The organism is Cylindrospermum stagnale PCC 7417 (assembly GCF_000317535.1).
GTDB lineage: Bacteria > Cyanobacteriota > Cyanobacteriia > Cyanobacteriales > Nostocaceae > Cylindrospermum > Cylindrospermum stagnale.
Genome location: NC_019757.1, coordinates 3,678,486 through 3,703,938, shown reverse-complemented (window position 1 = coordinate 3,703,938; position 25,453 = coordinate 3,678,486). Strand labels below are relative to the sequence as shown.

The 25,453-nt window shown below is 41.5% G+C and carries 19 protein-coding genes; 12 read left to right on the top strand and 7 right to left on the bottom strand.

What is annotated here, in order from left to right:
* Positions 1–220 precede the first annotated feature (220 nt).
* The gene (locus CYLST_RS15395; RefSeq protein ID WP_015208648.1) at positions 221–418 is read left to right on the top strand and encodes an NblA/ycf18 family protein; all 198 of its coding nucleotides are present in this window, start codon (positions 221–223) and stop codon (positions 416–418) included.
* 222 nt (positions 419–640) lie between these two features.
* Here the strand turns inward: CYLST_RS15395 and CYLST_RS15390 are convergent, their stop codons facing one another.
* Positions 641–1,270 (bottom strand): type I restriction endonuclease, encoded by a 630-nt coding sequence (locus tag CYLST_RS15390; RefSeq protein WP_015208647.1) that lies wholly within the window; start codon positions 1,268–1,270, stop codon positions 641–643.
* A gap of 255 nt (positions 1,271–1,525) precedes the next feature.
* On the opposite strand from CYLST_RS15390, the gene CYLST_RS15385 reads away from it, so the two are divergent.
* The 3 genes from CYLST_RS15385 (at position 1,526) to CYLST_RS15375 (ending at position 5,224) form a co-directional block, all read left to right on the top strand.
* Positions 1,526–1,813 (top strand): glutaredoxin family protein, encoded by a 288-nt coding sequence (locus CYLST_RS15385; protein WP_015208646.1) that lies wholly within the window; start codon positions 1,526–1,528, stop codon positions 1,811–1,813.
* Positions 1,814–1,865: 52 nt separating this feature from the next.
* Positions 1,866–3,353: a UDP-N-acetylmuramoyl-L-alanyl-D-glutamate--2,6-diaminopimelate ligase gene (locus CYLST_RS15380; protein ID WP_015208645.1), complete on the top strand. Its 1,488-nt coding sequence runs from the start codon at positions 1,866–1,868 to the stop codon at positions 3,351–3,353.
* A 431-nt stretch (positions 3,354–3,784) separates the two neighbouring features.
* Positions 3,785–5,224, top strand: a complete 1,440-nt coding sequence (locus tag CYLST_RS15375; RefSeq protein ID WP_015208644.1) for a DICT sensory domain-containing protein — start codon at positions 3,785–3,787, stop codon at positions 5,222–5,224.
* On the opposite strand, the gene CYLST_RS15370 is transcribed toward CYLST_RS15375, so the two are convergent.
* On the bottom strand, positions 5,219–6,703 hold the full coding sequence (locus tag CYLST_RS15370; RefSeq protein ID WP_015208643.1) for a sensor histidine kinase: 1,485 nt from the start codon (positions 6,701–6,703) through the stop codon (positions 5,219–5,221). The two genes, CYLST_RS15375 and CYLST_RS15370, sit on opposite strands and share 6 nt — an antisense overlap.
* A 525-nt stretch (positions 6,704–7,228) precedes the next feature.
* Here CYLST_RS15370 and CYLST_RS15360 point away from each other — a divergent pair.
* Together CYLST_RS15360 and CYLST_RS15355 are read left to right on the top strand one after the other, a co-directional pair.
* On the top strand, positions 7,229–7,804 hold the full coding sequence (locus tag CYLST_RS15360) for a BON domain-containing protein (RefSeq protein WP_015208642.1): 576 nt from the start codon (positions 7,229–7,231) through the stop codon (positions 7,802–7,804).
* 600 nt (positions 7,805–8,404) lie between these two features.
* Positions 8,405–9,310 carry an amino acid ABC transporter substrate-binding protein gene (locus tag CYLST_RS15355; RefSeq protein WP_015208640.1) on the top strand — a complete coding sequence of 302 codons (906 nt, stop codon included), beginning with the start codon at positions 8,405–8,407 and terminating at the stop codon, positions 9,308–9,310.
* A 7-nt stretch (positions 9,311–9,317) separates the two neighbouring features.
* Here CYLST_RS15355 and acsF read toward each other — a convergent pair whose 3' ends face one another.
* Entirely contained in the window at positions 9,318–10,394 is a 1,077-nt protein-coding gene (gene acsF, locus CYLST_RS15350; protein ID WP_015208639.1) for a magnesium-protoporphyrin IX monomethyl ester (oxidative) cyclase, read from the bottom strand.
* 460 nt (positions 10,395–10,854) lie between these two features.
* Between acsF and CYLST_RS15345 the strand changes: the two genes are divergently transcribed.
* The 6 genes from CYLST_RS15345 (at position 10,855) to CYLST_RS15320 (ending at position 18,513) form a co-directional block, all read left to right on the top strand.
* Complete coding sequence (locus CYLST_RS15345; RefSeq protein ID WP_015208638.1) at positions 10,855–11,571, top strand: biliverdin-producing heme oxygenase; 717 nt, start codon at positions 10,855–10,857, stop codon at positions 11,569–11,571.
* A gap of 278 nt (positions 11,572–11,849) precedes the next feature.
* The gene (gene hemN / locus CYLST_RS15340; RefSeq protein WP_015208637.1) at positions 11,850–13,232 is read left to right on the top strand and encodes an oxygen-independent coproporphyrinogen III oxidase; all 1,383 of its coding nucleotides are present in this window, start codon (positions 11,850–11,852) and stop codon (positions 13,230–13,232) included.
* 946 nt (positions 13,233–14,178) lie between these two features.
* Entirely contained in the window at positions 14,179–14,457 is a 279-nt protein-coding gene (locus tag CYLST_RS15335; protein WP_015208636.1) for a GlsB/YeaQ/YmgE family stress response membrane protein, read from the top strand.
* Positions 14,458–14,668: 211 nt separating this feature from the next.
* Positions 14,669–15,361, top strand: a complete 693-nt coding sequence (locus CYLST_RS15330; RefSeq protein ID WP_015208635.1) for a manganese catalase family protein — start codon at positions 14,669–14,671, stop codon at positions 15,359–15,361.
* A 367-nt stretch (positions 15,362–15,728) separates the two neighbouring features.
* On the top strand, positions 15,729–16,463 hold the full coding sequence (locus tag CYLST_RS15325) for a DUF3891 family protein (RefSeq protein ID WP_015208634.1): 735 nt from the start codon (positions 15,729–15,731) through the stop codon (positions 16,461–16,463).
* Between the two features lie 997 nt (positions 16,464–17,460).
* Positions 17,461–18,513 (top strand): tellurite resistance TerB family protein, encoded by a 1,053-nt coding sequence (locus CYLST_RS15320; RefSeq protein WP_015208633.1) that lies wholly within the window; start codon positions 17,461–17,463, stop codon positions 18,511–18,513.
* A 122-nt stretch (positions 18,514–18,635) separates the two neighbouring features.
* On the opposite strand, the gene CYLST_RS15315 is transcribed toward CYLST_RS15320, so the two are convergent.
* The 4 genes from CYLST_RS15315 to CYLST_RS15300 all read right to left on the bottom strand — a co-directional run bounded on the left by CYLST_RS15315 (position 18,636) and on the right by CYLST_RS15300 (position 25,322).
* Complete coding sequence (locus CYLST_RS15315) at positions 18,636–21,422, bottom strand: KGGVGR-motif variant AAA ATPase (protein WP_015208632.1); 2,787 nt, start codon at positions 21,420–21,422, stop codon at positions 18,636–18,638.
* Positions 21,419–21,898, bottom strand: a complete 480-nt coding sequence (locus CYLST_RS15310; protein WP_015208631.1) for a hypothetical protein — start codon at positions 21,896–21,898, stop codon at positions 21,419–21,421. The genes CYLST_RS15315 and CYLST_RS15310 overlap by 4 nt, the downstream gene beginning before the upstream one ends.
* Before the next feature lie 44 nt (positions 21,899–21,942).
* On the bottom strand, positions 21,943–24,420 hold the full coding sequence (recG, locus tag CYLST_RS15305) for an ATP-dependent DNA helicase RecG (RefSeq protein ID WP_015208630.1): 2,478 nt from the start codon (positions 24,418–24,420) through the stop codon (positions 21,943–21,945).
* Positions 24,421–24,494: 74 nt separating this feature from the next.
* Positions 24,495–25,322 carry a hypothetical protein gene (locus tag CYLST_RS15300; RefSeq protein ID WP_015208629.1) on the bottom strand — a complete coding sequence of 276 codons (828 nt, stop codon included), beginning with the start codon at positions 25,320–25,322 and terminating at the stop codon, positions 24,495–24,497.
* Positions 25,323–25,453 lie beyond the last annotated feature (131 nt).

Genomic DNA, 25,453 nt, shown 5'->3' with positions numbered 1-25,453 from the left:
TTGCCATTTGTCAACAAAGTCTATTTCTGAACACTCTGCCATCATCGCTGTTTTGTAAATCTTTTGTTATACTTGTTAATATAAGTTCACACAATGTCTTGCTCATGTAAGACGCTGCTATAGAAAATGACTACCAACATCAGCTAATTACTTAGCTCCAGAACAAGATAGACAGCATTTATCCTCTAGTTTTCGCCCCATTTGGGCACAGGAGTCAGGAATGAATCAGCCCTTAAAATTATCTTTAGAACAAGAATTTAGCCTCAGAACGTTTGCTGACCAAGTGCAGCAGATGTCCCGTGAACAAGCCCAGGCATTTTTGGTCAAGCTGTACGAGCAGATGATGATTCAGGAAAAGACGTATCAGCAAATGCTGAAGCAAGAGTGGAGACTTGATTCAGGTGCAGTCTCTGGGTAAGGGACTTCCAATTAAAAAAATATCCAATCCGTAGGGGCACAGCAATGCTGTGTCCCTAAAAGTCTACGATTACTGGATAATTTATTTTTTGGTATTCCCTAATTCCTCGAATGCTTTGAGAAAGTAGCTTGAAAACCCCAGGTTCCAGCTAAGAGATTAAAAGTACACCCAGGATTTATGTCTAGACTCAAGATCATCTAGTCAAATGACACCCTCAAGGCTTCAATCGCTTACCAACTGAGTCAGACGCTTGAGTATGCGTAGCACGTCGTACAATTCGTTTCCAGGGTTTCGCATCAAAAATCCCTTTGATAAAGCATAAAGCGGTGTGTTTCCTTTAACTAATTTGACAAAAATGAACTCACTTCCTGTAGCAATCATGCCAAAACTGGGTTGATCAGCATAGGGATTTCCTAGCATATAAGCTAGAATTTGCGCGAGTCCCTCTTCAATTGAAAACGAAGCTTTTTTAGATTCAATAATCATCACCCATAATCTGTTTTGTAAAACCAAGGTATCTATTCTGCCTTTGATGATTACATCTTCATCTGGTACAGCAATGTCAATAGATTCTTCAGATTTTACATAAAAGGGAGCTAGATAAAAATCCCAAATAAAAAGTATCGGTTCTACAATTGCCATTCTGACGACATCTTCTAGCAATGGTGGGTAATTAAGAAGGTTGAAATAACCTGTTTTTACCTTATCTAAAAGTTGTTTGTCTAAATCTGTAATTTCTGGTAAATCTTCTTGCCATTCGCGGAAGAATTGATTATCTAAAACCAACTCAATACCAAAGTTATCAATTAAATAGCGTAGATTGATATCCTTTGCTTGAATGGTTTGTGTCATAGTTTTTGGATAGGATAGTCAATAATAGAAATTATATCAATTTGGTTTCAGGTGAAACCTTCCTTCACATTTGCACGCCTTCGATTGAAATCGCGGAACGACCAGAACAAAGCCGACTAAAAACTCCAAATAAAAAACTATCCAAATTCTTCTTGTCGAAGTATGCCCACCCCACAAGATGGGATAATTTAATTTTAAATTTTAAATTGTTTACGCCTATCATGTTTTTGGTATGGGCGAAATTGGTTTAAGGAAATGCGATTAATTTTATACAGTAAACCTGGTTGTCATCTGTGCGAAGGCTTGCAGGAAAAGCTGGAACAAATCCAAAATATTGCTTTTGAGTTGGAAATTCGGGATATTACCACCCGTGAGGATTGGTTCGGTCTGTATCAGTATGAGGTGCCGGTTTTGTTTTTATCGAACCGCCAAGACGCCAAGAACGCCAAGGAAGAGGTGATTGAGGAACTTTTGCCGCGTCCTTCTCCCCGTGCTAGTGTGCAGCAGTTGGAGAAAATGTTGTCTAAGTATTTATCCAAATAGAAAAAAATAATGCAGAATAATCGCAAGAGAAGCTTGTGGCGAGGTTCACCAGATGAATTTGCGGGAATTACTAGCGGCGGTAGATGGTGTTGAAGAGTTGGCTGGTTTGGCGGATGCGGAAGTTTTGGGGTTGAAGACTAATTCCCATGCCTGCGGTGTGGGTGATTTGTTTATTGGAATGCCGGGAACTAGGGTAGATGGTGGGGAGTTTTGGCCGAGTGCTTTAGCATCGGGTGCGGTAGCGGCCATTGTCTCGCAGGAAGCGATCGCTAAAAATCATCCCACACCTGAGGCTGTTGTCATCAGCGCTAGCAACATGAATACAGCTTGCGCCCAGATAGCAGGGGCTTTTTACGGTTATCCAGGGAAGAAACTCAAATTGGTGGGTGTGACGGGTACAAATGGCAAAACTACCACTACTCACCTGATTGAATTTCTCCTCACCAAAGCTAATCTAGCTACAGCTTTGATGGGAACTCTCTACACTCGTTGGCCTGGTTTTGAACAAACTGCTGTCCACACGACACCGTTTGCTGTGGAACTGCAACAACAGCTAGGAGAAGCTGTAAATGCTGGTTGTAAGTTTGGGGTGATGGAAGTTAGTTCCCACGCTTTAGCCCAAGGTCGGGTGTTGGGTTGTCCTTTTGAGGTGGGGGTGTTTAGCAATCTCACCCAAGACCATCTCGACTATCACAGCGATATGGAAGATTATTTTGCCGCTAAAGCGTTGTTGTTTAGCCCTGATTATCTCCAAGGACGGGCGATAATTAATGCTGATGACGTTTACGGTCAGCGGTTAATTGGGTCGTTGAGTCGAGAACGGGTTTGGAGTTACAGTGTCAACGATGCCAAAGCTGACTTGTGGATGAGTGACTTGAGTTATCAGCCTCATGGTGTCAGCGGTAAACTGCATACACCAAAGGGTGATGTGGCTTTTCGTTCACCTTTGGTTGGTCAATTTAATTTAGAGAATCTTTTGGCAGCGGTGGGCGCAGTTTTACATTTAGGGCTAGATTTGGAGTTAGTAGCCTCTGTGATTTCTGAGTTTCCCGGCGTTCCTGGAAGGATGGAACGGGTGCAGATTAGTGAAACGCAAGAAATCAGCGTGATTGTGGATTATGCTCACACACCGGATAGTTTGGAAAATTTGCTCAAAGCTGCACGTCCGTTTATTCCTGGGAAGATGATTTGCGTGTTTGGTTGCGGAGGCGATCGCGATCGCACCAAGCGCCCACTCATGGGAAAGATCGCCGCCGAATTAGCAGATGTGGCAGTGGTGACATCAGATAATCCCCGCACCGAAGACCCAGAAAAAATCTTGCAAGATGTCTTAGCCGGGATTCCCGCAACTATACAGCCGACGGTAATTTGCGAGCGCGCGATCGCCATTCGCACCGCCATTCTACAAGCTAAACCCGGCGATGGGGTATTGTTGGCTGGTAAAGGTCATGAAGACTACCAAATTCTCGGCACCGAAAAAATCCATTTTGACGACCGAGAACATGCACGGGAGGCTTTACAAGCAAGAATTCAAGGTTAATGCCTGCATTAGAAGGCTGACGCAACTATCAAATCCAGGAACTGAATTTTAATTTCGTAGTCAACAATTTAGTACTTTCTGTGTACTGAAGTACACACTACGAACAAATCCATATACCAGTTGCGTAAGTCCTCAGTAGAGACGCCATCCCTTGCGTCTCTACAAAAGAAAAATTTAGACACACAAAAGTAGAGGAATATCAATAAATACATGAAATAAATAGGAATTTATTTAGACCAAGAAAAACTTGCCACAGTTTATCTTGAATGCTAAACTCCCTGAATCTCATAATTAATAATTCAATAATTTATCCTTCATCTTTCTTGCCGCAGTTGGTTCCTAAATTATTTATACATCAGGGTGAAAATAGAAGATAGAATTATTGCCTCCTTGATCGATCATTCTTCGTTTTTCCTTTTTGTACTTGCAAAATGAATTTTTCTCTGGCTCATGATCTGTCCGTTTATCAGCTAGCTCTTGGTGGGCAAACTCCTCTCCAATCATTAACTCTCAATCCTGCTACTCTACTGGCGCTGGTGAGGGCACAAATTGACTTACTAATTGAGCAGCAGATTGACGCCACTTTATGGGTAAAGCTACCACCGGGAAATATTTGGCACTCAGAATTATGGCGTTATCAATCCTCAATGGGTGTTTCTGGGATCATCTATAGTTGCCAAACTGGTTCGAGAAGGAGAGAGCCAGACAAGGAACAAGAAAGTAATGATTGTCTCCCCGCTTATTCCAGTATTAGCGTGCAGTTACTACCAAATAGCCAACTGCAACGGGAATACTTTTTGATGATTTTATCGCCCCAGTTTTGTAGTTTGATTTTAGCTAAACGGATTCTCAACAACTCTAAAAATCACACATCACCTAGAGAAAATATCAACAAAAAAACATCGTTGTTGGCAATAAATACTGTTGAAGGAAAAATCATTCAGCGAGTATTAACCGGCATCAATCAGGCGCAAGCTCCAGAATCACCGCCAATTGTACCTGCTGATTTTATTTGCCCCAGTGTACCCGAGCCAACACTGATGAATCAGTTGTTCGTAAAGCAACTCCAGCGGCAGGAGGAAATGAATCGGCAAATCATGACTAGGCGCATCGCCAAATTGCAGCAGCGAAATCAAAGTCAGCAAAAGCAAGAACATCTTAAGGATGAATACTTAATCAATGTGTGTCAGGAGTTGCGTACGCCATTAACTCACATAAAAACAGCACTGTCGTTGTTGAACTCCCCTAATCTGAAACCGCCCCAGCGACAACGTTATTTACAGATGGTAAATAACCAGTGCGATCGCCAAAATTCTCTGATTACTGGACTGTTGGATCTGCTGGATCTAGAGCGAAATATAGAAGAGACAAAATTGGAGTTGGTACGCCTCTGTGACATAGTGCCAGGGGTCGTCAGTACCTACCAACCTGTAGCCCAAGAAAAAGGCATCATGCTAGCTTACACCGTCCCCACTGAACTACCAGCTATTTGGTGTGTGAGTGGTAGACTGCGGCAGATCGTCATTAATTTGCTGCATAACAGCATGAAGTTTACCCCCAATGGTGGCCAAGTGTGGGTGCGTGCGCGTCTTCAAGGCGATGATGTGCAATTGGAATTCCGCGACACAGGTATCGGTATTGCCGAAAACGAGATTCCCAAAATCTTTAACCGCTTTTATCGTGTGCGTACAGGATCAACAGAAGACGCTAGCGGTGCTGGGTTAGGATTAACAATCGTGGAACAACTGCTGAGGCGTAGCGGTGGTTCTATTTCCGTAAAAAGTAAACTATATGAAGGTTCTACCTTTACAGTACACTTGGCAACCGTCTCCGAGAAACTAGAGGTGATTGCTGCCGAGCATGAATTATGAGTTATTAAGACCTAGCTTATGTTTATCGCTAACCTCTAGAGGCAAGAAAATTGTCAACACTTCCCCGTAGTGGGGGCGCTGGCGGACAATCAACTTGCCACCAATTGCCTGAAACAGATGCTTAGTTGCAGCAATATTTAAACTAATCGTCCCCGTTTCCGGTTGGAACATTAGCAATTGACCTAAAGCTTTACGAATTGGTGGCGTTGCTGGTGTGGTAGTTTTACTTGCATCTTTGCACTGGAGTTGAGGCGATAATTGCAACTTCAGTTGGTCTCCAGCAGGAATGACATGAACTTGAATATGGCTACCAGGTGGTAAGCTGCGAGTGAAATTTTCCATCAAACCCGTGAGTACCTGATCTAGCATAGTGGGATTACTCACCACCGTTGGTAAATGCTGCGGTAAAACCACATCCAAAGTCAAGTTCCGTCGCTTCGCCGCTTGTTGCCAACGAGGAATACTCTGCTGCAATACTTGATCTAGAGACATCGGCGTCAGTTGAGTTCCAGAAAATCTTACCGAGGCACAAGTTTCTAGTTCTGCTGCCTTAAACAGCAACTCCATCCGGTCAATTTGCTCAGTACACTCGTGGTCGATAACTTCTAAACGACTGATCACACTAGTCGGTAAATCCCGTCGCTTTAGCAGTAGGCGAGTCATCGTGCGAATAGTTGTCAGTGGGGTGCGGACTTCGTGAGCAAAAGCTTGCAGTAACTCCACATCGGGACGTTGAGGGGAAGATGAGGAACTTGGGGTGCCGATGAAGTGGGGATTAGAAGGGACGGGGGGATGGGAGGATTGGGGGATTTGGGGAGTAGGTGTCACCGTGTCTGCGAATGGCGGCTCTGTTAATTCTCGAAGTAACAGCTGGCTAAACTGAACTACGGTGCGGTAATCTGGCGCCACTGGAAAATACTTTTGTACCAATACATCTAGATCGGCAAAAAATTCTGGATTGGTCAGTATTACCCGCGCTCCCAACGCTCGCCACGCCTGCTGGACTACCTCTGGCTCAAAGGAAAATGAAAACTCTTTTTTACCGTTTTTATGTTCTGCTAAAACCAGCACTAATCTAAATTTATCAGTGAACACCAAGCAAAACTGCTCCGACCCCAGAGGATCGGCAGGTAGTAACGGCAGTATCGATTCTTCGGGAATGATTTCATCTACCGTGGTAGCAACAGGCGGCATTTTCCATGGCATCAGTGCCAAGGGGTTGAAAGGTCTTGCCGTAAAAGTTACAGTTTTTAAGCTTTGAGTCAGTTTTGGTTGACTAAATAGAGGTGCTGGTGCAGCTAAAACTAAACCTTGGATGGTGTCTGGTGTTGCTTTTGTTAAAGTTTTGAGTAGCAAATGTTCTGTCGCTGCAAGGCTAACGCGCCATTGTTGCTCTGCTTTGGCAGGTAGACATTCAGCCACGCTTGATTGGCTTTCGGCTAAAACTTCGCTCAGACTCGGCAAGATCCATTCGTACACAGGTTTTCACCCCTTGATTCAAGAGCGTCTAACAGCAGCTAGGCATTGCACCATATACTTACGAGGTTATAGTGATTTGTGTATTGATGACAGTCGTATAACCGAACAATTGAGGCGCAATTTCCCCTTTTATTCTTTATTGCTTCTTGATCATCTGTCCTAAATGTCAGGAAATTTTGAGCAGGGATCGCTAAATTTCCCCAAATCTGATAGCATCAAGTGACCGTTGTGGTGCGGCAGCGTCTACCCTCTTCTAAGCCACTGGCTGTCTACATCTTTCTTTGCGGCGAGCCAACCGTTGTCCAGAGCCGCTACCAGTCTGTAGCAGGCATAAAAATTAAATTGGTGCTTCTCAGAACTGGGTTCCAGATTTTAGCTGCTAGAAGTTATCCCAGTTTAGACTTTCAGTAACATAGGTGTCTAGCTCCCCCGCTGCTTTTTCACCTTTAATTGTGTTTTAAGATTCGCTCCTCAGCATCACACACAGATCAATTAATCGCTTCAAGTACTCAAGTCGAGATAAAAATGAAAAAGCTTATTCCTTTTCTAATTAGTGGCGTTCTGGTAGCTGGTGTTTTTGGTTGCCAGGAAGCTCCTAAATCTAGTTCCGAAAATCCTACCACTACCAATGAATCTGCCCAAGCACCAGCAAAAGAAGCTTCTCAGACCACTGAAACTGCTGCTAAAACTGCTACTGAAAAGACCAAACCAGCAGATACAACTGCTGCTACTGAAAAGACAAAAATAGCAGATACAACTGCTGCTAAAACTGCTACTGAAAAGACCAAACCAGCAGATACAACTGCTGCTACTGAAAAGACAAAAATAGCAGATACAACTGCTGCTAAAACTGCTACTGAAAAGACCAAACCAGTAGTAACCGCAGGATCTGACAATGTTAAAAGTTTAGCTTTGGGCAAGTTAAAGGATAAGTTACCTGGCAGCAATTTAGTAGTTGAAGATAAACAGGGTGTTGTCACTGTCACAGGAACGGTTCCCACTGAAGCAGATTTGAAGAAAATCGAACCCATCGTTAAACAACTGAACGGTGTTAAGAGCGTGAAGGTCGAAGCGAAAGTTGCAACTGAGAAAAAGCCATAAAATTATAGTAGTTTTCAGTTGAATGGACTACGTGCTGGCAATTGAAACTACTGTGGAGACGATATTAATCGTCTCCAAACCCTCATTATTCCGTTGTCTGATAAAACTTGCTTATGTTTGCAGCTTAGAGGATGTTTGTAAAGTATCAAAATTGATCGAGATCCCCCCAACCCCCCTTAAAAAGGGGGGCAAAAACTCCTTACAGTCCCCCTTTTTAAAGGAGATTTAGAGGGATCTACGAGTATTTGATTTATCCCTAACAACTTTTAAAACATCCTCTTAAGGCGCGATCGCTTATCCTGGGGGAAAGGCGATCGCTTTTCATAAGATTAAATACGCTCTAACTATCCAAACAATTAGCGGTAGAACCAACTTTTCAGGCTACTTTCATGGTTTTTAGATGCGTCAGGGGACGCATCCTACTACGTAGCGTGCCTCTTGGTGAATTACAAATAAAACTGGTGAGATGTAAAGAATCGTTGCTGGATATAGTTCTTGTGTACTCTATAGGGATAATTTTTTTGTATTTTGAATAGCCGAGAAAGTTTGGTTAATTCAAAAGTTTCTCTATCGTGTTTACCTAGTTTCCATAATACCAAAATGTATAAAAATATTGCTGCTGCTCTTTTCGCCTTAACGTTACCAGCACTGATACCTCAGATGGCACACTCTGAGACTGTGATGCAAAAAGTTGCCCGGACAGGGGTGCTAAAGGCTGGTACAAGTAAAGATGCCTTACCTTTTGCCTACGTTGACAGTCAGGGTAAATTAACTGGTTATTCTGTAGATATGCTGGGTATTATTCAACAACAATTAGAAAAAGAACTGGGCAAAAAAATTCAACTGAAATTAGTCGGACTTTCTCCAGCAGAACGAATTCCTAATATAGTCAACCGACAAGTTGATATTGTTTGTGATGCTAGTAGTTTCACTTGGGAACGGGACAAAAAAGTTGATTTTTCTGTCAGTTATGGGGTTACTGGTACTCAAATCTTAATCAAGAAGGAAAGTAATTTAGGTTCTCCTGAGTCTCTAATTGGTAAGCGTGTGGGTGTGCTGGCTCAAACTACCAACGAACAAGCGATCAAGCGGACACAACCGAAAGCGAAACTGGTGTATTTGCAGACTAGGGCTGAGGGATTTACTGCTTTACAACAGGGAAAAATTGACGCTTTTGCATCTGATAGCATTCTGTTGGAGGGATGGTTGCAAACAGCGAAAAATCCAGATGATTTTGCCATCGCACCGCCGCGTCCTTATTCACGAGAGGGAATTGCTTGTATGGTGCCGGAGAATAACTCGAAATTCCTCGACTCGGTGAACTATTCTTTAGTCAAGTTTATGCAAGGATTTGTCAACGTTAATCCCAAATATGTGACGATTTTTGACCGTTGGTTTGGCCCTCAAGGTGCTGTGTATCTGAATCGGGATTTACGCGACTTAACCGTAGAAACAATGCAACTGATGATCGAATTCCGCGAGGAGATTCCCCAAGGTGATTTGTAGGCTTTAGTTAACGCACTGTTTCGCGGATTGATTCTGCATCAATGGGTTTCATGAGGTAAATCTTTAACATTTGCCAGATGATTCCCATAACTAGGGGGATTTTTTGCAAAAATTTGACAAACTTGGGGCGATCGCTATTTTTCAAGGCTATCAGTTTTAGGTTATTGTCCGAACACTGCTCCAAGCGCCAGAAAAACTCCGGGTGATCTGTATTTAAGATCAGCGGAAATGCCCTAGCGGCGGTTTTATTCGTCTCTGCAATCACTTGGTTATTGTATTTGCGGGGATGAATACCAATGGCTTCATAAAAATCCGCTCGTTCAAACACCGTCATCGTGTGGGTAGCAAACACCGTCAGCAGAAAGAACCGCACCCATAACCGCGATCGCCAATTGTTCCATAGCCGGGGTTGCGATCGCAAAAGTGCCTTGAAAAAATCCCCGTGTCGATTCTCATCCTGACACCAACTCTCAAACTTCCGGAACAAAGGATACACTTGGTACTCTGGATGCGCTTGCATATGGCGGAACACCAAAATATAGCGCCAGTAACCAATTTTCTCCGATAGGTAAACCGTGTAAATAATCCACTCTGGCGGAAAGAATGTATAAGTACGACTTTTAGTTAAATAACTTAAGTCTAAGGAGAGGTTAAAATCTGCCATTGACTTATTCAGAAATCCCGCATGGCGTGCTTCATCCCGTGCCAGAAAATTAAAAGCATCAGACAACAAAGGGTTGCTCTCCTTCAGTCGCCGTGACAACTCTTTAAACAGCAGAAAACCAGAAAATTCTGAAGTACAAGAACGCTCTAAAAAATCAATAAATGCACGGCGCTTTTCCCCCTGAATGTGATCCCAAGACTGCTTAAATTCCTCATCGCGCACAAAGTGGTGGCGGTTATAATCAGCCCTGAGTTCTTCAACTACTGCCCGCAACTCAGCCTCATGAGCCGAAAAATCCATCTTCGCCACAGCATCAAAGTCCGTGGTATAAAACCGGGGCGTTAATAATGTTTCCTGAACAGGGGCTTTAATACCCGACTTCAGTAAATCAGTCTGGGGGGCTTCCAGAGACTTGATCATGAGACTCCTTTTACCAATTTTATCCTTTAAAAGTTATATAAGCATAAATAGTTATGAGTAGTCATCAGTTAAATTATTGAAAAAGAAATTGTGCTTGATATTCTTAATACATAAATTCTTAGCAGAGTTTAAATGCCTATCCTCAACCAATTTTGTATCCACTTAACTTGGTGTTCAGTGCCACTTAGCATCAAAAAACAGTAAATAAAAATTAAATTTTTGGATACTCAAAAATCTAAAGAAATATTAATAACTTTCTCGCTATACAAAGAATTAATAGTTAAATAATTTTGGGAGAAATAAAAATCGTTTGGATCTGTATTGGCAGTGATACTTGCTGGCGGAGAATAGTACAGATCCTCTATAAACCTAGAATAGCAATCTTTTAACTTTAACTGGCAGACATCCTTCCTCTGATAGCTGTCTGAAAACCTTGCCCTGGAACAAGAAGGAAACAACAATGAGTAGTAATCTAGCCATCAAACTGCGCTCTGGTACCCAACAAGCTCATACAGAGGCAGAAAACGTGGGATTCATGAAATGTTTTCTCAAAGGAGTTGTAGATAAAGACTGCTTCGCTAAGTTTTTAGCCAATTTTTACTATATCTACAGCGAACTAGAAGCAGCAATTGCAACTCACAAAGAGCATCCCGTAATTAGTCGAGTTTATTTCCCCGAACTCAACCGCCAAGCCTCTCTAGAGCAAGATATGGTATTCTATTATGGAAATGATTGGCTTCATCAAATCGCACCCTCAACCGCTGCCCAAGCCTACATCAACCGCATTCGAGAAATCTCTGCCAATACACCTACCTTATTACTAGGTCATAGCTACACTCGCTACATGGGCGACCTTTCAGGGGGTCAGATGTTACAAAAAATTGCTCAGTCAACCCTGAAGTTGTCTGGCTACGAAGGCACATCCTTTTATAATTTTGAGCAAATTCCTGATAAGAAAGCATTTAAAGATAAGTATCGTCAGGCATTAGACGCTATACCTATCGATGATGCAGCAGCAGAAAAAATCGTAGCAGAAGCAAACAATGCCTTCCAGCTTAATTTACAGATGGCTCAGGAATTAGAGGAAAGTTTAATCAAGGCTCTTGGTCAAGTTTTATTTGATAGCTTAACTCGCCCTCATAACCCTGGTAGCACTGAAGTAACTACTGCTAATTAATTTCCTACACCAGTATCTAGTTACAAAGATTTATCTTCAGTCCCACTCAACGAGGACTTAATTTGTGTAGCCGCGAATTCTATTCGCCAGGGATAATTCTAGTATTTTTGATATAAACCGGGTTTCTTTGCGTAATTTCTAGCTGTTTGGTTTGAATCAACTTTCATTCTGCTCTATTAGTAATTTGTTTAGCTAGCACAGAAGCAAGCAAATTACAGTTTTTATTTCCCATACAACCAACTACTAGGCGGTATGTTCGCAGTTACTCGGAGGTTTTGATGGTTTTTCTATTACCTGGTGTTAAGTTCGATCTGGATCTGATTCAAAAGTATGATACCCGTGCTCCCAGATACACCAGCTATCCACCCGCTACAGAATTAAGCGAAACATTCACCGCAACTGACTTTCAAGCCGCAATCGCCGCCTCTAATCAACGGAAATCTCCCTTATCTTTGTATTTCCACATTCCTTTTTGTCAGAGTGCTTGCTACTTCTGCGGCTGTAATACCGTAATTTCCAATAACAAGAATATTGCCAAACCTTACTTAGAGCATTTGGTTCAAGAAATTAAGAACACCACAGCCTTAATTGATCCAAACAGGAAAGTGCTTCAAGTTCACTGGGGTGGCGGTACACCTAATTATTTGGAACCTGACCAGGTAGAATTTTTGTGGAACAACATCACTCGTCACTTCAATATTGATCCACAAGCAGAAGTTTCTATTGAAATTAATCCCCGTTATGTCGATAGAAACTACATTTTATTTCTCAGAAAACTAGGGTTTAACCGCATTAGTTTTGGCATCCAAGATTTTAACCCCGAAGTGCAAGTGGCGGTGAATCGCATCCAGCCAGAAGAAATGCTCTTTGATGCCATGAGTTGGATCAAAGAAGCCAAATTTGAAAGTGTGAATGTAGACTTAATTTATGGTCTACCCCATCAAACTCTCCAGACTTTTCGGGAAACTGTGCAAAAGACTATCGCCTTAGATCCTGACCGGATTGTGGTGTTTAACTTTGCCTATGTACCGTGGCTAAAACCTGTGCAAAAAAATATTCCTCTAGAGGCGCTACCCCCAGCACAGGAAAAATTAGAAATTCTGAAAATGACCATTGAAGAGTTAACCGATAACCAATATCTATTTATTGGGATGGATCATTTTGCCAAAATTAATGATGAATTAGCGATCGCACAACGTAATGGCACTCTGAAGCGCAACTTTCAAGGCTACACCACCCATGCAGAAACAGAACTTTTTGGCTTCGGTGCCACATCCATCAGTATGCTAGAAGATGCGTATGCCCAAAACCACAAGCAATTAAAAGATTATTATCAAGCAGTGGTGGCAGGTATAATCCCAACTAGCAAAGGCGTCAACTTGACTCAGGATGACATCATCAGACGAGATGCCATTATGTCCATTATGTCTCACTTTCATTTATGTAAATCAGACATAGAAAACAAATACCACATCAGTTTTGATGAGTATTTCTCCCAGGAGTTAGAAGAATTAATTCCGCTAGTAGCTGATGGACTTGTGAGTTTATCAACCAACGACATCCAGATTACAGATATTGGCAGATTGTTGGTGAGAAATATTGCCGTCATCTTCGACACTCATACTAGAATGAGAGAGACAAAATTCTCCCGTGCAATTTGAGTATTGGTAATGGGTAATTTGGTAATTGGTAATTGGGGAAGTAGAAAATTATTTCTGAACTTTTAACTTTACCAATTTCGGCTCTTCATTACTTGTTATGCTAAATACGTCTGCAAATAAGGCTGAAACCCTTACTGGACAATATTAACAGTCGTTATTCTTAACGTTTTAGGCTTGGTTCTGAAATTTAGGCTACAAATGCCTGTAAGCCTTGATTTTAAAGCCCAGTTCTGGACTTTAATTAAAAGTTCAGCATAACAGGTACTGAAGATCCCCAATTTCCAAGCGGAAAAACTATCAATCAGATATTGCCGATGTGCTATCACTTCGGCAGTTAAGTAGCTTGGCACAATTAAATATAAAACCTCGCGAACATTCCTCTCCCCCTTAAGAGCAACAAAAGTTTTTCCTTTCCCCTCTCCTCTTAGGAGAGGGCTAGGGAGAGGAGGGAAGGGGGCTGGGGGGTTAGGTCTATCTTATATTTTTTAACGCCCACCTACTTATCGTTAAACCAGATACTTTTACTATCTATCTTGACCAACTCAGGACTGAAAGTCTAGAGGCACATTTTCTGTAGCTATAAAAATTCCTTGATATTATTTATCCATTTTTAGTAATTTATCTAAAAAAGCCGAATAATCCCTGAGTTATTGTGCGTCTAAGCTTTGCAATAATCAGATATTTAACTTAACCTTTTTTTATTCATCTACCGAAAGATATAACATTAAAATACGCCGTTAGATATAGACAAAACAATATCATATCTATTTGGTTTGCTTGGAAAAACCGTGAACAAATAAAAAAAGAAGAAATCAAATTTATTATCTTGTCATAGAGATTAGGATATTTTCTCTATCTTTAGGTTTTTTCAATTTATCTCATTTGATGGAGATAAGTGTAAATAAAAATTGATAACTTAGATACACGTTAGATTTTTGAGGCAACTATGGACATTATTGCATGGGTAGTTTTAGGACTGTTGGCTGGTGCGATCGCTAAAGCTATTTATCCGGGTTATCAAGGCGGCGGCATTCTCTCAACCATGATTTTGGGCATTATCGGCGCCTTTGTTGGTGGTACTGTGTTCACGCTCATCCGAACGGGAACCTTACAAATTACGGCGGCTGGTGCTGGTTTAAATATTCCTGGTCTTCTCGTTGCTATCATTGGCGCAATGATTGCCATCTACCTCTGGGGATTGTTCAGAAGAAGCAGCAACGCCTAACTCTAGCTATTAGAAGATGGATTTATTTGCTAAGTGCAAGATTTCATAGACTCCTATCGCTATAAAACGAGATTTATAACTTGTAGTTGCGCTGTCTTATCCCAAACGCAACTACAAATAAATCTCAGAGTTTATGAAAAATTGTACTAAGTCTTGCAGACATTCGCAAAAAAATCTCGTGTCAAATCATCTAGTGAGGAAAACTAAGGGTATGTTTTTTCACAAAAAAGAACCGATTCATTCAGTCAAAGTTAGTGAAGCAAACCCCCGTTTTGCTCAGTTACTTCTAGAGCAGTTTGGTGGAGCGACTGGAGAGCTATCAGCGGCTCTGCAATACTGGGTGCAATCGTTTCATGTCGAGAATGCAGGAATTCGCGATATGCTTCAAGATATTGCTATCGAGGAATTTGGGCATTTAGAGATGGTGGGTAAGCTCATCGAAGCTCATACCAAAAATACCGACCAAACAGAGGCTTACAAAAGTACTCTCTTTGCTGTTCGCGGTATTGGCCCCCATTTTCTTGATAGTCAAGGTAATGCTTGGACTGCAAATTACCTGAATGAAGGTGGAGATGTAGTGCGTGATTTACGTGCTAATCTAGCGGCAGAAGCTGGCGCTCGTCAAACTTATGAAGCGTTGATTAAGCTAGCCTCAGATGAGGGAACTAAAGAGACTTTGGTTCATTTATTAACGCGAGAGATTTCTCATACTCAGATGTTTATGAAGGCTCTAGATTCGTTGGGTAAGTTGACTGATCCCTTCTTTGGCAATGTTCAACCTGACGAAACTGTTGCACTTTACTACAACCTATCTACCAACGGAAATGGTAAAGATGAGCGTGGCCCTTGGAATTCTGAGCCAACATTTAAATATATTGCTAACCCCTTAGAAAATCGCTCTTAAATTAATAGCGGTTTACAGGTGGATGCAACGCTGGCGGCATTGAGTAGGGTGGGCTGTATGTTCACCCCGAATTTAATTAATACCATAAGATTTGCTCTTGCTGAACGACAGCTAGATAGACTTCAGATATAGCAGTTCTCTCTGATTTATGTTGGCAAAGAGAGCGCGACAGCACGTAAACAGATTTGTAGTCTGACGCTGCAAGCACAGAGAATGCAGAGATCAGAAAGGAAATAGAGATTTTCCTAAATGATTTAGGACTGCTATGTATTTAGTTTTTATCTGGTTGTTTAGCCAAAAATTTTGGGGCTATTCTCATAGATCGGGTGATTTCTGAATTCAAAACTGAGAATTGGGAGATTGATTTGTGATTGTTAATGCCACACAAAATGGTTGGGAAATCATTTATCATCGCGCCCACGCTTTGCTTGCAGCTCAACTAGCAGGACAGTGGCGGCGTGCAGATGCGCCAGCACGTTTATATGAAACCCTAGCGGCAATTTCCCATCATGATGACTTGGAAAAAGAGTGGGAGGAGTACCTTCTGACAGATGCTGGTGCCCCACGTGATTTTACCCTAAACCAAGACAAAGATGGTGATATCCAAAAAGTGGCAGATTTGGCGAGAAATGCTCGCTATCGGGGACGGTGGGTGGCTTTATTAATTTCTATGCACATCAGCCGTTTAAATGAGCCAACACGCGGTAGGTCTTCCGAAATAGACAAAGTTCTTGATGAGCAGCTAGAAAACCAGCAACGTTGGCGTGAGGAATTGGGTATTGAGAAGGAGGAGGTAGATGCAGCTTATGCGTTTATGCAATGGTGCGATCGCCTTTCGCTGATCCTCTGTCAGCAAGAACTACCTGCTGATGAGCGGTTTCTAGAAATTAGCAAGGGTCCCGACGGTCAGCGATATGACATTATCCAGCGTCGCGATCGCTTGGTCTCTGTTGAACCTTGGCCCTTTCAGGATGATCAATTCACAGTCAATGTCGAAGCCTGCAACCTGGAACAGGTTAAATTTAACGACAATGCTGAACTTACTCAAGCACTTCAGGACGCTCCCATCAAAGTGCTGGAGTGGACGTTTGTTAAGAGTTAGCGGCGTTTAACAAGTTGCAACCATACCAGTTTGATCCGGGGGACTTGGGAAACGCTCTTGCTGTGGTGCAAATGCCTAACCCCCATTCCTGATAAGCCTTACCTATATGTAGTATTAGCTTTTTTTGTCAAGTTTGCTTGACAAAGTGTAACAATTTCGTTAAATTTATTTACATAAACTAAAAAACAAAAAACCAACCATCTATACCACTATTAGCAAAAGCCTTATTCTCAATAACTACGCCAATGAGTCCAAGATGTAATATGCCACTTACCCCAACAAAGAGTAGCAAAATCGCTATGCTTTTGGTGGTGCAGTTGCGGCTTGATTCATCGCCGCGATCATCGTAGTTGCTGTAGGCGTCAGCTTATAAGAAATAGATTTCCATCTCGCTATATCTCATTGAGATTTAATCTTCTCCCAACTACCTCGGCTATCAAGCTGAGGTTTTTTGTTGCTGCTGGGTTTTAAGTTGAGTAAACTCAACCGCACCTTTGAGAATAGTGCATCATTCAAGTGGGGATAATTTGAATCCGAGGCATTGCAAATATTTGTCTTCGATTATTAGCTCTAGCAACTTAGTATAAAAAGCTATTACCAGCAATCTCCAGCTTGTTTGGCTGGAGGTAATTATCACTGTCTGCTAGGCAAAAGGTAAATTCCTGCCACTGAAAAGACCCGATTAGCGGTAACCTAGATTACTACAACAACCTAGATAACAGAGAAACGAAGTATAAAGCATCCAGAAAAAATTAAGGACACCAAGATTACTAGACTGATTTAAAATTCTATCAAAGTGTCGCCGATCGCTTCCTATCTGTCTCAAATGAGCATCGGGGAAATTAGGAATTTTGACAACAGACGACAGCAAGGATGAATGGGTTTGTCACACCTGAGTAAACCTCCTCCTGAGAAGGTTCGCTGCATTGCTAAACTAACGATTTTCCCTTGTCTTCAATCCGTTATTACTAAAAAACCATAGACTGAGGTAGCAATTATGACAAAGTACGAAAAAATCTTTAACTCACAAGAAGCCTCAGAAGAATCACTGAGTCCAGAAGAAGCCGTAGCTGCGATCGCAGTCATCACTGCACTTGCCGAGTCTACCGTTGATGAAGTAGAAGCAGAACGCTTAGTGATTAACCTGTGGGAATTCGAGGTTTTTGAGGAATATTCAGAAGATGAAATTGCCGAAATAGTCGATAGACTCTTAGGCATTGCCGAAGATGAGGGACTTGGGGCCCTGTTTAATACCGCCAGTGCCAGCCTCTCCGATGAAATCGTACTCGATGGTTTTGCCGCTGGGGTAATCATGGTTTTAGACGAAGAAAAACTGATTATCCCCAAACAAAAACAGCCTTACCTCAAAAAACTACAAACAGCATTGGAACTTGAAGATGGAGAAGCAGAGGAAATTATCCAAGAGGTAATTGCCGCCTTTCAAGAAGCAGAAAATGAAGAATATGCAGATGACGAAGATGAAACCTTAATCATCGAAGACTTTAGTCAACAGGTATATGAGTCACCCTTGGGGAATTTTACAGTACCGATCCCGGTTGATGCTGAACAAGGAGGTAGGGTTCAAAGTCAAGAAGGCGTAGTCGGCTTTTCTGATGACTTCGGCACTTTGCTGAGAATTGATTATTATCCTCTCCCCCCAGAACAGTTAGAGGAAATGGAGTCTACTGGACAAGAAGAATATCTCCAATCAATTCTCATAGAAAAATATGTACCCCAGGCGATTTTTGCCCATGTACCAGGCGCTGAGGTAAAGCATACTGAATATCTGGAAGAAACTTGGGAGGGGTCTTACTATGCCTTAGTTGATATGCCGAAAGGTTCGACAATCTCCAAGCAAGAAAATAACGGAACTGCCATCAGATTAGATGCCTACCGAGGGCTGCTGGCCTTAATTAATGGGGAATTTTTGTATATAGTTAGCAGCCAGCGCAGCTTTTTTAATGGCGATACTCCCGGTACTCTTGAAGAAGAAGCCGAAGAAATCAAGGTAAATATTTTAAACTTTTTGGAGACTATAGAGTTTAATTAGTCAGAAGAATTTCGTCTCTAGCAAGGGGCAATGTCTGAGAACAAACCCCCTTGTTTAATCTTCCAATCTTTCTACGAAAGCGAATTGATCTGGTGCAAAATCAGTAATAAGGACAAATAGTATTACAAGATTCCTTTCCTTAATGCCTTACGCTTTAACACCAGTACACGAGGTCGCGCTCTGCTAGCTAATGTAAATCCTAGACCTTCACGAAAGATTTCTGGCATATAAAAACGTGCAGTATCTTCCTTTTCTTTATCTTCGTAAATGACCCCCATCTCTTCTAACATTCTCACCGTTTCCTGCTCCATACCCAACTCTTCGACAGCAAAAGGAATTTTCTTTTGTTCAGGGGTAAAGGTAGGAAGAGTTTCATCAACCCATCTTCTAAATGTTGGATATTCCTCTTTGGCTTCGTCTACTTTCTTCCTACTACATGGCTCAATTGCTCGACGGATAGCTTGAGGGGGCAAAAGTCTGCTTGCAGACCACTTTACAAATTGTAGTTCCTGAGAATTATCTACCGTTATATCAGCCGCATGGTATAAAAGACGGACAACATCTCTCGCTTGAAGTCTGTTATTAAAATCTGTCAACGCCGCAAATATCCAAGAATAAGTGTAGGCTTCATTAGATTTATCTGTACCGAGTTTTCTGCCCCACAATTTCTGTAGTTCTTCTGTAAGCTTGTTTTCGCTTAAACTGTCAATATCTTTGTTTGCACATACTACGTTTGCTTTGCTACAAATCCAATAAACCAGCCTCAAAAAAGAATCTTGATCCCAGGATAAATCGTAAGGACGGTAAAGGTTTTCAAACTGTTTCAAGTCTTGAGTAATTGTATAACGCAGAAAGTCACGACGAAGAAAAATTATTAAACCAAGATTAGATTGCCGTATTTCAGATAACTGCTCTGGTACATTCTGAATCAAAGCTCTTAAAGCTTTTCTTTGTTCTGGTTTAGAAGAAATCTCAGATAAAATATTTTCCAATCCATCAAAAAGAAAGATTATTCGTAAATTTTTCTTTTTTAATTCACGATTTATTAGGCTCAGATTATTGACACTTCCCTCTTCACTGTTAATACCTGTAGCTATTGATATCTCTTTAATCCAAAATTCTGTCCATTCTGGTTCTGCCCAATCCGTATTCGATAAAGCTTTTTGAATTTTAGTCTTGAAGCCTTCAGGTGAAAATTCAGATAAATTTTCGTTTAAAGCTTCTCTGACGTTGCTTCTGGCTTCATTAGTTAAGTTCTTAGCTTTGTCGTGAAGGTTGCCTGATTGAAGCAGAGGAAATATATAGGTTTTTAATTCTGATGGTGTCGATGTAGTGTCAATTGTATGCAAAAATGATTCCCAATATTTAAACCGTGACAACTGAACATAATTAAAAGTTTTGCCTGCTCCTTTGGCTCCAATCGATACTACACAAGGTAATTGCTCTTTGTAATTAGTTGCTAAGTTTTTCAATGGTTCTGTTACTAATAAATCTTCCCCTTCTCCATTTTCAGCATATTCATAAAGCCGACTTACATCCCTAAGTTGGCGAACTTCTGCAAGTATATCCGCTTCTTCTGTGTCACTTAACCTTGATTCCTCACAGGACGTAGGTATTAACTCACCCTTAGCCCACTCTCTAGCAATTTTCATTACTGAAGTTGCATTTAATTTTGAGCGTGCATCTTCCCAGTTATTTACATAAAGTAATTCTTCCGCAAAATAAGCTTCTTTTATCTCCAATCTTCGCCCATTTAGCGTATCTTCTTGTGATTGGACATAAGCAGATATTAATTCTACCAAGGCATCATCAAATGCTGGTAATTTTTTAAATTCTTCTTTTAACATACTAACTATTATTGATGGATCATAGTAAATTTTATCTTTTACACTTGCTTCTAACGGTGCAACTTTACCAATTTGTTTTAAAACAAGACTCGTGCCTTTAATAGATTGATCATTAATTGTTGTAACTAGAAACCGCTGGATTCTTGGATCAAAAATTATTGGACTGGATATTTCACTTAAGCCTGCTCTCAAATCAATAAAAACATAATCTGCATCAACAACTTGACCTAATTTATAGATAGCATCGGCATATTCCCAAGTTCCATCTGGACTTCTAACCAAATGTTCAGGTAGAATAGGTGTATCTAGTAGCTGTTCATCTTTAAGACAGGCAGGTAAGAAATAAGTTGTTAATTTTACCTCATTTTTAGCTGACTCATTTTTAGCTGATTTTTTAACTTCACCTGCAAATAATGAAAGTGCTTCTTCTCTTTCAATAGTAGGATAGTGGTAAACTTCTAAAAAATTAATAAAAGAAACAAATGGTTGTTGTTTTTCAAAAGCATTCCAATAGGTAAGACCAGGAGCTTCTAAATCAGCATCAATTACCAAGATAGTTATAGACTCACTTAACTCTTTAGCTCTATCTAGCAAAGCAAAAAGATGGGCTGCTAAATTTAATGTCCTCCCTACACCACCTTTAAAAGAATAAAAAGCTATTAAACTAGGTTTTTTAGTATATGGTTCTGGTAGCTTAACTGGGTTTTCTATTACGGTTTCTGTTTCCAAGTCACTTTTTAGATAAGCAATTTCTTCCCAAAAAGGACGTACCTCAATATCAGTTATGTAAGCTTCTTCTCCACTGATAAATTCTACAGGTAATGTAGCATCACCAATATCAAACTGAATAACAGATTCTTCTTCCTGATACCAATCTTTGAACCATTCCTTTAAAGCAATAACAGCGCGATCTCTATTTTCTTCAGTATGAAGGTATATTTCTAAAGCATCTGAATAACAGCGAATTTTTACTATTCCTGTTGGTAGATTAGTACCGTAGTTAGTTTCGTGCCGAATTTTTCTTCTAATATCGAGCCAAGTGAATAATTTTAGTTCATTCATAGTTTGTTAATTTCTCCTGCAATCCATTTTGCTATTTTTAGCAGTTTATTCTCTATATCTTCATCGCTTGCTTGTATTTCATTTTTTCTAGTAATGGTAGAAATAACGTTTCCTCCATATCTCCACATTTGGTTAATCTGTCCACTATCTAATTTTCTCTTTTCTTGTTTATTCTTATTATTCCTCTTATCTGGGATATCCTCCATACGTATTTCAGGTAATCTTAAAGGCCCTTCTGCTTCTAGACAATCTAACAATTTATTTATATTATGTTGGCATTCAGCAATTTCTGGGCATAAATCAGTGCGTTTACGCTTTTTTTGCTTCATGAACACTGCCTTAAGACCACATTCAACGGCATAAAATAATAATAACCGATGGGCATTGGTAAGGAGTGGAGGTGTTTTGTGATAAGCAGATATGTTTCTAAGCCAAGCTTTCTCCATTTCTTTGTCTGTGAAAGGTATTGGTGCCATTTAGCTATTTTTATTCCCGGAAAATAAGATTTTACTCAGATATATTATGTTAAAATTGCTCCACCCATCAACCGCTCATACCGATATTTCAATTCTTCTTTCATCAAATACCAACGCTCTAAAGTTGCATCTGTTTCTATCACCTTCTCTGCTGCTTGACGGGCTAAAATTAATACTTCCTCATCTTCCACCAAACTTGCTAAGGTAAAATCTGCTACTCCTGATTGGCGAGTTCCCAGCACTTCCCCAGGTCCACGAAAACGCATATCCATCTCCGAGATGAAAAAGCCATCTTGGGACTGTTCCAACACCTTCAGCCTTTGTTGCGCTTCGGGACTTCGAGAACTGCTCATCAGCAAACAGTAGGACTGTGCTGCACCCCGACCGACACGTCCCCGTAATTGGTGCAGTTGTGATAAACCGAATCTCTCTGCATTTTCTATGAGCATTACAGTGGCGTTAGGTACGTCCACGCCTACCTCAACCACAGTGGTAGAAACTAAAATCTGTGTTTCGTTATCGCGGAATTTGGTAATCGATTCATCCTTTTCGGCTGAACTCATGCGACCGTGCAACAGCCCCACTTGAAAGTCAGGGAAAATGCTTTCTTGTAACTTTTGATGTTCCTCTACAGCCGATCGCAAATCGAGTTTTTCTGATTCTTCCACCAAGGGCAAAACAACGTAAATTTGCTTACCTTGGGCAACTTCCCGACGCATCAAATCGTAAGCCTGGGGACGTTGCTGACCCGATAAAACCGTTGTCTGAATTTTTTGTCGTCCTGGTGGTAACTCATCAATTTGGCTCACATCCAAGTCACCATGTACCGTTAATGCTAATGTCCGGGGAATGGGTGTGGCGGTCATAGTTAATACATGGGGTTGCTCGCCTTTTTGCTGCAACTTCGCCCGTTGTTGTACCCCAAAGCGATGCTGTTCATCAATCACCACTAACCCCAGTTGCTGGAAGTTGACGGGGTCTTGAATCAAAGCATGAGTTCCCACTAATAGGGGTAATTCACCCGTTTCTAACTGGGAATGAATTTGTCGCCTTTTGACAACTTTAGTAGAACCTGTCAGCAATTCCACGGGTAAATGCAACAAGTTAAACCAGCTAACTAATTTACGATAATGCTGTTCTGCTAAAACTTCAGTGGGTGCCATCAATGCCGCTTGGTAGCCAGATTGAATTGCGGCGAGGATAGCTACTACAGCGACGACGGTTTTACCCGAACCCACATCCCCCTGCACCAAACGATTCATCGGTGTAGATTTTTGCAAATCGTTGAGGATATCATTGATGACTCTTTGCTGGGCGCCGGTGAGTTGAAAAGGCAAGATTTCGTTGAATTTTTCTAATAGCTGACCTTTGGGGGCGAGGATAGCGCTGGTTTGAATTTGTCGCGCTTGCTGCTGTCGTTGCAGTAAACCAAGTTGCAGATAGAAAAATTCGTCAAATACGAGGCGACGACGGGCAACTTTCAGGGTGTCGCTATCTTCGGGAAAATGGATGTTAGCGATCGCATTCTTCAATTCCATCAAACCATACTTTTCTCGCAAACCACTGGGTAGAGGATCTTTCATTTGCGCCGCAGCAGGTAAAGCAGCAATTACCGCCTGTCGTACCATATTCGCCATCACACCCTCAGTCAGAGCATAAATCGGCACTACCCGCCCAATAGTCAGCGAATCAATCGGATCTCCTGGATTTGCCAAAACTTCTAATTCTGGGTTATCCAACGTCAAGCCATATTTACTTCCTTTCACCAACCCACAAGCCGCCACCACGCTACCTACCGGATAACGGCGTTTTAAACTTTCCTGCCAACCACGACTGCTAAAACGCGCCCCTGCGTAAAAACGCCCAACTTTGATTTCCCCTGTGTTATCTTTCAGGATCAATTCTAAAATTGATAATTTCTTATTCTTAGGGCTAGTAAAAAAGTTACAACGCTTCACCGTCGCTATTATTGTTACTGTTTCACCCCCCTGCAACTCACGGATATTCACCTGACGCGCATAATCAATGTGGTCGCGGGGATAGTAGAACAGCAAATCACGCACAGTAGATAGACCCAAACGCGCCAAATTCTCCGCTTTTTTGATGCCTATTTCTGGCAATTCGCTGATTTTTTGGTCTATTTTCGGGGCAAGCCTTGGACTGATATCAGGAATAATTTTGGATATTGGGGTTTTGGATTGATAAGTTCTCCCCTGCTCCTCTGCTCCTCTACTTCCTGGCTCATCCTGCTCTTTTTGCAGTTCGTAGAGATATCTACGAGCATCTGCTACTAAATGTTGTCTCTCTTCCACACCCAAATTTGGATAGTCAGCAAATTGCACCGCTAGTTCTTGCCAGCGACGGCGTTCATTTGGGGGTAAGGCTGTGGGGAATTTACCAAAAGTCAAGCTGAGAAACTCACCGAAGCGGTATTGCCTACCCACCAAATCTGTAAAGCCATGTTCAGCCTCTATTGCCAAGGCTTTGTGCAATCTTATCCAATCGGGTGTGTCATTGGTCATTGGTCATTAGTTGTTAGTCATTGGTCATTGGTCATTGGTCATTAGTCATGAGTATTGAGACAAAGAACAAATGACTAATCCTCAAACCAACTGGCACGCCATGCGGCTTCAGCTTCAGCGATTGTCAGTTCCCGCTGCTTTTTTTGATACTCCCGTCCTAGCTTGTTTAGCTGAACTAAGATATTACGAATCTGCTTGCGCTCAGACAAAAGTTTCGCGTCAGCAAATTCGATTTCCCCCAACCGCAGGTTAATAGCCATGATTTGTGTCAGGCTAGAATCTTCTGACTCCTGCTCATTTTCAATTTCAATTACTAAGTTTAATAGATTGGGCGGGCCTGGTATGACCTCAGCCGATGCTTCGGATACAGCCGCTGCCGCTGCTAAAATCGGTTCTGGTAATTTTTTCGGTAAAATACCAGCTTTTTGTAATAAAACATTAGCATCATGGGAGACTTTTTTCAGTGTCTCCTGGGTTGCCTCCTCTAATTCCTGCTGCCATTGTGCTAGTTCCATAGGGTTAGAAAGGTCAATGAATTTGGAATTGCTTTCACGTTCCTCAGTTTCCCCTAGTTCCTCAGTTTCCCCTAGCTCCTCAGTTTCCCCTAGTTCCTCTAGTTGCTCACTTTTAATATAAGTGAGTAAATACTCAGCAGTCTGTTGACCCAATTTGCGGACAGCTTGTTGCAATTTTTGCCGCTGATTCAATGACAAACTCAGGAAATTTTCGGCATATCCTTGGGTACAGAGGTGGTAACTTGCCAGAATCAACTGTTTGGATAGGGCTTGTCCCAAGGTGGTTAAATAACTAGCATAAGCATTTTGGAGTTCTGTCGCGATCGCTCCGATTGCCTCGTTCAGCACTGCAATATCCCGCTCAATTCGCTCGATTGCTCTCGCCATATCTTCTTGTTCTTGTCCATCTGAACCTTAATTATGGTACAAATGTACAAATTTTTGGTAAAAAAATTATCTAGAAAACTTGAGATTTTGTCGGAAAAATTGGGGATAATCATCCCTTCAGCTTGATTTAC